Below are 7,640 nucleotides of genomic sequence, written 5' to 3'. Positions count from 1 at the left end.
GACAGCGCTCTGCTCATCACCACCGGCCTCCTCCCGGCCAACAGGGTGAATCAGATTTCCAGCCGCCCGGGAATCCCCGTCCGAGTCAAACAGGTCGGATCATGCTCTAGCCTGTTCATTCGCGGCAATTAGAAGGGCAGAGATGGCCTCCCCTGCATGAGCAGTCGCCTCGAGGGCAACTTCACTGCTGGGCTCCCGACGCTTCAAAATCAAGCGATCGTGGTTCAAATCTACTATAGATTTAAATACCTGATATCTCTCAGCCAATAATTCTGCATTCAAAAAAAGATGTGGCGTAGAAATTATTGAGTTAATTCTTTTATCGATATTCAGGGTCCGTTCGGCATATTGAGCAGCAAGGCTTGCTATCTGAGATATATCCGATTCGTATTGAGCGTCGAAGAACGCATTCAAGCTATCCAGAAGATCCGGAGGAGCTGGCTGCTGGCAAAATGGGCACGAACCTTCGGCGATGCGAAGAAAAGGGACGCCCTGCTTAACCCAGTCGCTGTTTTCCAGGCGCCGAATCAACCCTGCAACCACGACATCGTCTCGGCCAACGATCCTACGTCGTAGGATCTCATGTGCTTCTATGAGGGCTAGACCATCAAACGACGGCAGATCAATCGTCGCCACGGTTAGTGCAGAAGATCGGTAGACGGTGGCGGCCTGGAACGTGAGATCAGTATGAGCGACTAGATCAGCACTGTTGGTCTGATGCTCAGCTAAAAGCTTGCTGCAAAAGGCTGATTTGCTTCCTCGATGCCCGGTAAACGCGACCTCGAAAGCTCCTTTGTGAGACCTTTGCGACTCCCAGCAAGCGTCCTCTAGGGCGGAACGCGCCGCCAAAAGCTCAGCACACCGCCCACCAGCACCTCCTTCGCCGTTGAGCTGCCGACCCAAGCTATCAATCTCTCGGGTAATTTTGGAAATTTCTGCCTGAAGGCGGCTAACCTCTTCGGCTGCTCTGATCGACTCTTCACCAAGAGTGAAGATCCCTCTCATCTGCTCGCCAAAGTTGGCCTCAGCGAAGTCGCGATTGTACACAAATGTCGGAATGGCTCGTCCATCAGCCCAGGCAACGTTATAGCCAGGCCGAGCGCTCGGGTCGTGGATCGCCCGCGAGATCGTTGTCTTTCCGCACCCGTTATGGCCAAATAAATAGTTGATCTTGCGCAGCTCGGAGAGCTTTGCGCCTGACGGCGGGTAGGTTGCCTCCCCAACTATCTCAATCGACGTGAGCACAGCTGCCTCTTGGTTCTCAATCTTGGAAGGCAGCAAGCTACACCTCAGTCCTAGCAAGCGCCAGCTGGACTTTTCGGACGCGGATCGATCCAGGATGTGCCGCCTGGTTGCTGATCTGAACAATTGCGGCCTTGACCCAGCCGCAGCAAGTCCAGGTCAGCACCCGAGGGCGGAGCAACGACCGAACTGGGATAGCAGTGCAATTGTGGAGACTGCCGGAATGGCATGCGTCCCTCGGGCGGACGTCGAGCGGACCACCCGTTCAAGGGAACGCCCTTGCCGCCTGAATGCGCGAAGGCGTGCCCGGCCAGTCCTGCGGCGCCACTTGCAGCACTAGGTAGCCCAGCAGCCCCGCCACCAGCGAGCCACTAAGCATGCCGATCTTCGCCTCGGTCTGCAGCAGCGGGTCGGCCGGGAAGGCCCGCAGCGTGATGAACAGGGCCATGGTGAAGCCGATGCCGCAGAGCAGCGCGATGCCGGCCAGCTGCAGCTGCCCGGCATGTACAGGGAAGTCGGCCAGGCCCAGCCGGATCGCCAGCAGCGAGAAGCCCAGCACGCCCACCAGCTTGCCGGCCAGCAGGCCGAGGAAGGGCACGCCGGCATTGGCCAGGCCGAAGATCGGCACCACCAGGAAGCCGACCGGCAGGTGCAGCGCATGTTCCAGCCGGTGCAGCGGGCTAGTGGCGTCATCGGGGCGGCCCGGGCTGGCGGCGAGCGGGATGGTGAAGGCCAGGATCACGCCGGCGAGCGTCGCATGCACGCCGGAGCGCAGCACCAGCAGCCAGAGCAGCAGATAGGGTGCCAAGCGCCGCACGCCGAGCCGGTTCATCGCCACCAGCAGCACGACCACCGCCGCCGCGCCGGTGAGATCCGGCAGCGAGATCTGCGCCGTGTAGAACAGCGCGATGATCACCACGGCGCTGAGATCGTCGATGATCGCTAGCGCCGCCAGGAAGATGCGCCGCGAGGCCGGCACCCGGTTGCCCAGCAGCGACAGCACGCCCAGCCACCCGCGGCCGGGGCCGAGCGGTTGAAGGCCAGGAAGATCAGCGCCGGCACCACCATGGTGCCCAGCGCCGCGAAGCCCGGCAGGGCGAGGCGCGACCAGGTGGGAAACTGGCCGTCCGGCGCCTCGCGCTTGATCTCCAGTCCGACCAGCAGGAAGAAGGCGGCCATTAAGCCCGTCATTGATCCAGTGCCCGACCGAGAGCGGCCCGACATAGGCGGCCAGCGTCGCCCTACAGGCGGGCGCGAGGGGCGAGTTGGCGACGACCAGCGCCAGGGCGGCGGCCGCCATTAGGACCAAGCCGGCGGAGGAGTGGCCGTCCAGAAAGCGGCGCAGGACGCTGGGGCGGAAATAGGCAGGCTGGGCCATCAGGCGAATTCTGGAAAAGCGAAGGCTCGCTGGCGGCCCGACCGACGCTATGCCCTGCCCGCCCCATTCTTGGAACTGCACCCGCGGCCTCGATTGCATCGCTGACCGACGGCCGCAATCAACCTGGGAATTTCGCCCGCGCGAGCAGCTGGAGACACTGCCGGCATGCTGTGCTCGCCCACCCTTTGGCCGTGGCTAGGCGCAACCCTGCGGTGGAACGGCAAGGGGAACGGCAGACTTCATCCTGCCGTTCCATAGAGAACGTTTGATATCAGTTATTTAGATCGTCCGGGAACAGCGGAACGGCTGGAACAGCAAATAACCGCAGCTGCCAGCCTTACAGATCCGCCGACGATCTCAGAGCGGAAGCAACCCCGCCGTAGGCGCGGCCACTCGGGCATGTAAGGCGCCGCCCGAAAACGGCAGCCTCTGCGGCATTGGGGGTAGCGTTGGGGGTAGATCGGTCTGACCGGCCGGAAACCCGCAGAAAAGCTGGTCCGCTGGCGGAGAGGGTGGGATTCGAACCCACGGTAGGCTTGCACCTACTTCGGTTTTCGAGACCGACGCGATCGACCACTCTGCCACCTCTCCGCGGTGCGCTGGTCGTCAGGCGGGGCGGGGTATAGAGGGGCTTCGGCCGGAGCGCAACGCGGCTTTTCACGGAAAAAGCGCGAATCCCCTGGCCAGCGTTGACTCCCCGGACCCCCCGGCGCTATACGGCCGTCCTCCCGACGATGCCTGTGGCGTCGCCGACGGCCGTTCTCGGCCACTATTCTTTTCGAATCAGGCCAGCACGGCAGAGCTTTCAGGGCGCCCCAATGACCTACGCAGTGATCCGCACCGGCGGCAAGCAGTACCGCGTCACCCCGAACGCCGTGCTGATCGTCGAGAAGCTGGAGGCCGAAGCCGGCCAGACCATCACCTTCCAGGATGTCCTGGCGATCTCCGGCGAGGCCGGGCTGACGATCGGCGCGCCCATCGTGGCCGGCGCCTCCGTCACCGCCACGGTGCTGGAGCACAAGAAGGGCGACAAGGTCCTGATCTTCAAGAAGCGCCGCCGGCAGAACAGCCGCCGCAAGAATGGCCATCGCCAGCCCCAGACGGTGCTGCGCATCTCCGCCATCGCCGCGGCCTGATCGCCAGCGTCCTCGAGATTTAGGAGACACTCCTCATGGCACATAAGAAGGCTGGCGGCTCGTCCCGCAACGGTCGCGACTCCGCGGGCAAGCGCCTCGGCGTCAAGAAGTTCGGCGGCGAGCACGTGCTGGCCGGCAACATCATCGTGACGCAGCGCGGCACGAAGATGGTCCCGGGCACCAATGTCCTGGTCGGCCGCACCCATTCGATCCACGCCGCCGTCGAGGGCAAGGTGAAGTTCACCCGCCGCGCCGAGGGCCGCGTCCACGTCTCCGTGGAGCCGCTGCCGCAGGCCGCCGAGTAACCTCGCGCGCCTTCGCGACCGGTACAGACGCGAACGGGGGCCGCAAGGCCCCCGTTTTTGTTTGTGCCCGAGCCTGCCCTCGCCCCCTGCCCCGGCCATCCCCCTTCTCCCCCCGGATCCGACTGACATGAAGTTCCTCGACGAAGCCAAGATCTGGGTGAAGGCCGGCGATGGCGGCGATGGCGTCATCGCCTTCCGCCGCGAGAAGTATATCGAGTTCGGCGGGCCGGATGGCGGCAATGGCGGCAAGGGCGGCGATGTCATCATCGAGGCCGTGCCCGGGCTGAACACCCTGATCGACTACCGCTACGCGCAACATTTCAAGGCGCGCAAGGGCGGCAACGGCGCCGGCTCCGACCGCACCGGCGCCGGGTCGGAGGATGTCGTGCTGAAGGTCCCCGTCGGTACCGTGGTGCTGGACGAGGACAAGGAGACGGTGCTGGCCGACCTGACCGAGCCCGGCCAGCGCAGCGTGATCTGCACCGGCGGCGATGGCGGCCATGGCAATGCGCATTTCAAGACCTCGACCAACCGCGCCCCGCGCCGCGCCGACAAGGGCTATCCGGGCGAGGAGCGCTGGCTCTGGCTGCGCCTCAAGCTGATCGCCGATGCCGGGCTGGTCGGCCTGCCCAATGCCGGCAAGTCGACTTTTCTTTCCGTTGCCAGCGCGGCACGGCCGAAGATCGCCGACTATCCTTTCACCACCCTGACGCCGCAGTTGGGCGTGGTCCGGCTGAACGCCACGGAAGAGTTCGTCCTGGCCGACATCCCCGGGCTGATCGAGGGCGCGGCCGAAGGTGCGGGCCTCGGCACCCGCTTCCTCGGCCATGTCGAGCGCTGCGCCGTGCTGCTGCACCTGATCGATGGCAGCCAGCCCGACCCGGTGCGCGCCTATGAGACGGTGCGCGGCGAGCTCGAGGAATATGGCGGCGGCCTGGTCGACAAGCCGGAGATCATCGCGCTGAACAAGCTCGACGCCATGACGCCGCAGGCCCGCGCCAGCCGCGTCAAGGCGCTGGAGCGCGCCACCGGCCGCGAGGTCCGGCTGATCAGCGGCGTGACCCAGGAAGGCGTGCCCGGCGTGCTGCGCGAGCTGGCCGACACCATCTACCGCCAACGCGAGGAGCAGGCGGCGCAGAAGGGCACCGCGGCATGAGCCTGCCGCCGCCTTCGCTCGCCACCACCCGGCGCCTCGTCGTGAAGATCGGCTCGGCCCTGGTGGTCGATCCGGAGACGGCGGCGCCGCGCGAGGCCTGGATCTCGTCCGTGGCCGCCGATGTGGCCATGCTGCGGGCGCGCGGGGTCGAGGTCGTCCTGGTCTCGTCGGGCGCCATCGCCCTCGCCCGCCGCTCGCTCGGCCTGGTGAAGCGCAAGCTGCGGCTGGAAGAAAAGCAGGCGGCGGCCGCTGTCGGGCAGATCCGCCTGGCCGGCGCCTGGCAGACCGCGCTGTCGCAGCACGGCCTGACCGCGGCGCAGCTGCTGCTGACGCTGGAGGACAGCGAGGACCGCCGCCGCTACCTCAATGCGCGGGCGACGCTCGGCACCCTGCTCGACCTCGGCTGCGTCCCCGTGATCAACGAGAACGACACGGTGGCCACGGCGGAGATCCGCTTCGGCGACAATGACCGCCTGGCCGCCCGCGTCGCCGAGATGATCCATGCCGATGCGCTGGTGCTGCTGTCGGATATCGACGGGCTCTACACCGCCGATCCGCGCCGCGACCCCGAGGCGGTGCACCTGCCGGTGATCGAGCGGATGACCGACAGCATCATGGCGATGGGGGGCGAGCCGCCGCCGGGCTATTCCTCGGGCGGCATGCGCACCAAGCTGATCGCGGCGAAGATCGCCACCGGCGCCGGCTGCGCCATGGCCATCGCCCTCGGCACCCGGCCGCATCCGCTGCAGGCGCTGGAGGAAGGCGCCCGCTGCTCCTGGTTCCTGCCGGCTCCCGAGGGCCGCACCGCGCGCAAGCAGTGGATCGCCGGCTCGCTGGCGCCGCTCGGCGTGCTGCGGGTCGATGCCGGGGCGGCGCGCGCGCTGCGCGACGGCCGTTCCCTGCTGCCCGCCGGCGTCCGTGCGGTCGAGGGCGAATTCGGCCGCGGCGACCCGGTCGCGGTGCGCGACGAGGCGGGGGCCGAGCTGGCCCGCGGCCTCTCCGCCTATGATGCCGAGGCGGCGCGGGCGATCGCCGGCCGCCGCTCGGAGGAGATCGAGACCATCCTGGGCTGGCGCGGCCGCGACGAGCTGATCCACCGCGACGACCTGGTCCTGCTGTAAGCTTTCCACGCCCGAGAGAGAGCGCATCCCGTGAACCTCATCGCCGATCCCATCGCCGCCCTCGCCAGCCCCGCCCGCGCGGCGGCCGGCCAGCTCGCGCGTGCGGATCGACCGTCGAAGGACCGGGCCCTGCTGGCCGCCGCCGCCAGCCTGCGCGCCAAGGCCCGCACCATCCTCGAGGCCAATGCCGCCGACCTCGCGGCGGCGACCGGGCTGACCGGCTCCTTCCTGGACCGGCTGACGCTGAACCCGGCGCGGGTCGAGGCGATGGCGGTGGGCCTGGAGGAGATCGCCGCGCTGCCCGATCCGGTCGGCCGCGTGCTGGCGGAATGGACCCGCCCCAATGGTCTGGTGATCCGCCGCGTGGCGCAGCCGCTCGGCGTCATCGGCATGATCTATGAGAGCCGGCCCAACGTCACGGCGGATGCCGCCGGCCTCTGCCTGAAGGCGGGCTCGGCGGTGATCCTGCGCGGCGGCAGCGAGGGCGCCCGCTCGGCCGCCGCCATCCATGCCTGCATCCTGGACGGGCTGCGCGAAGCGGGGCTCCCCGAGGGCGCCGTGCAGATCGCCCCCACCCAGGACCGCGCCTTCGTCGGCGCCATGCTGCGCGCGGCGGGGGTGATCGACCTGATCATCCCGCGCGGCGGCAAGGGGCTGGTGACCCGGGTGATGGAGGAGGCGCGGGTGCCGGTCCTCGCCCATGCCGAGGGCCTCTGCCACACCTACATCCATGCCAGCGCCGACCCGGCGATGGCGCGCGCCATCCTGGCCAATGCCAAGATGCGCCGCACCGGCGTCTGCGGCGCCACCGAGACGCTGCTGATCGACTCGGGCATCGCGCCCTCGCTGCTGCCGCTGCTGGTCGCCGACCTTGCTGCCCTGGGCTGCAGCTTCCGCGCCGATGCCCGGGCGCTCGCCCTGATGCCCGCGCTGCCGCCGGCGAGCGAGGCGGATTTCTCCACCGAATGGCTCGATGCCATCCTCTCGGTGAAGGTGGTCGACGGTGTCGAGGAAGCGCTGGCGCATATCCGCCGCCATGGCAGCGAGCACACCGAATGCATCGTCGCCGAGGATGCCGCCGCCGCCGAGGTCTTCCTGAACGGCATCGATTCGGCGGTCGGGCTGTGGAATGCCTCGACGCAGTTCTGCGACGGCGGCGAGTTCGGCTTCGGCGCCGAGATCGGTATCGCGACGGGCCGGCTGCATGCGCGCGGCCCGGTCGGGCTGGAGCAGCTCTGCACCTATCGCTACCGCATCACCGGCACCGGCCAGACCCGGCCCTGACGACACGCTCCACGCCTC

Annotated in this window: 6 protein-coding genes, 1 tRNA gene and 1 pseudogene; 5 read left to right on the top strand and 3 right to left on the bottom strand. The window is 67.5% G+C overall.

Features of this window, described 5'->3' with window-relative positions; all coding sequences use genetic code 11:
* Positions 1-99 precede the first annotated feature (99 nt).
* The 3 genes and pseudogenes from WFI16_RS25150 to WFI16_RS25140 all read right to left on the bottom strand — a co-directional run bounded on the left by WFI16_RS25150 (position 100) and on the right by WFI16_RS25140 (position 3,211).
* Entirely contained in the window at positions 100-1,281 is a 1,182-nt protein-coding gene (locus WFI16_RS25150; RefSeq protein ID WP_419900607.1) for an AAA family ATPase, read from the bottom strand.
* A 226-nt stretch (positions 1,282-1,507) separates the two neighbouring features.
* A pseudogene (locus WFI16_RS25145) lies at positions 1,508-2,421 on the bottom strand (Na+/H+ antiporter NhaA).
* A gap of 700 nt (positions 2,422-3,121) precedes the next feature.
* A tRNA-Ser gene (locus tag WFI16_RS25140) sits at positions 3,122-3,211 on the bottom strand.
* A 227-nt stretch (positions 3,212-3,438) separates the two neighbouring features.
* On the opposite strand from WFI16_RS25140, the gene rplU reads away from it, so the two are divergent.
* The 5 genes from rplU (at position 3,439) to WFI16_RS25115 (ending at position 7,622) form a co-directional block, all read left to right on the top strand.
* The gene (gene rplU, locus WFI16_RS25135) at positions 3,439-3,756 is read left to right on the top strand and encodes a 50S ribosomal protein L21 (protein WP_419900606.1); all 318 of its coding nucleotides are present in this window, start codon (positions 3,439-3,441) and stop codon (positions 3,754-3,756) included.
* 35 nt (positions 3,757-3,791) lie between these two features.
* Positions 3,792-4,061 carry a 50S ribosomal protein L27 gene (gene rpmA / locus WFI16_RS25130; RefSeq protein WP_120005978.1) on the top strand — a complete coding sequence of 90 codons (270 nt, stop codon included), beginning with the start codon at positions 3,792-3,794 and terminating at the stop codon, positions 4,059-4,061.
* 127 nt (positions 4,062-4,188) lie between these two features.
* Positions 4,189-5,217 carry a GTPase ObgE gene (obgE, locus tag WFI16_RS25125; RefSeq protein ID WP_419900605.1) on the top strand — a complete coding sequence of 343 codons (1,029 nt, stop codon included), beginning with the start codon at positions 4,189-4,191 and terminating at the stop codon, positions 5,215-5,217.
* Positions 5,214-6,338 (top strand): glutamate 5-kinase, encoded by a 1,125-nt coding sequence (proB, locus tag WFI16_RS25120; RefSeq protein ID WP_419900604.1) that lies wholly within the window; start codon positions 5,214-5,216, stop codon positions 6,336-6,338. The genes obgE and proB overlap by 4 nt, the downstream gene beginning before the upstream one ends.
* Before the next feature lie 30 nt (positions 6,339-6,368).
* Entirely contained in the window at positions 6,369-7,622 is a 1,254-nt protein-coding gene (locus WFI16_RS25115) for a glutamate-5-semialdehyde dehydrogenase (RefSeq protein WP_419900603.1), read from the top strand.
* Positions 7,623-7,640 lie beyond the last annotated feature (18 nt).

The sequence above is a fragment of the Roseomonas sp. USHLN139 genome, assembly GCF_037145735.1.
Classification (GTDB): domain Bacteria; phylum Pseudomonadota; class Alphaproteobacteria; order Acetobacterales; family Acetobacteraceae; genus Pseudoroseomonas.
Note: the sequence above shows the minus strand (reverse complement) of the source record. Positions and strands in the feature narration are given on the sequence as shown.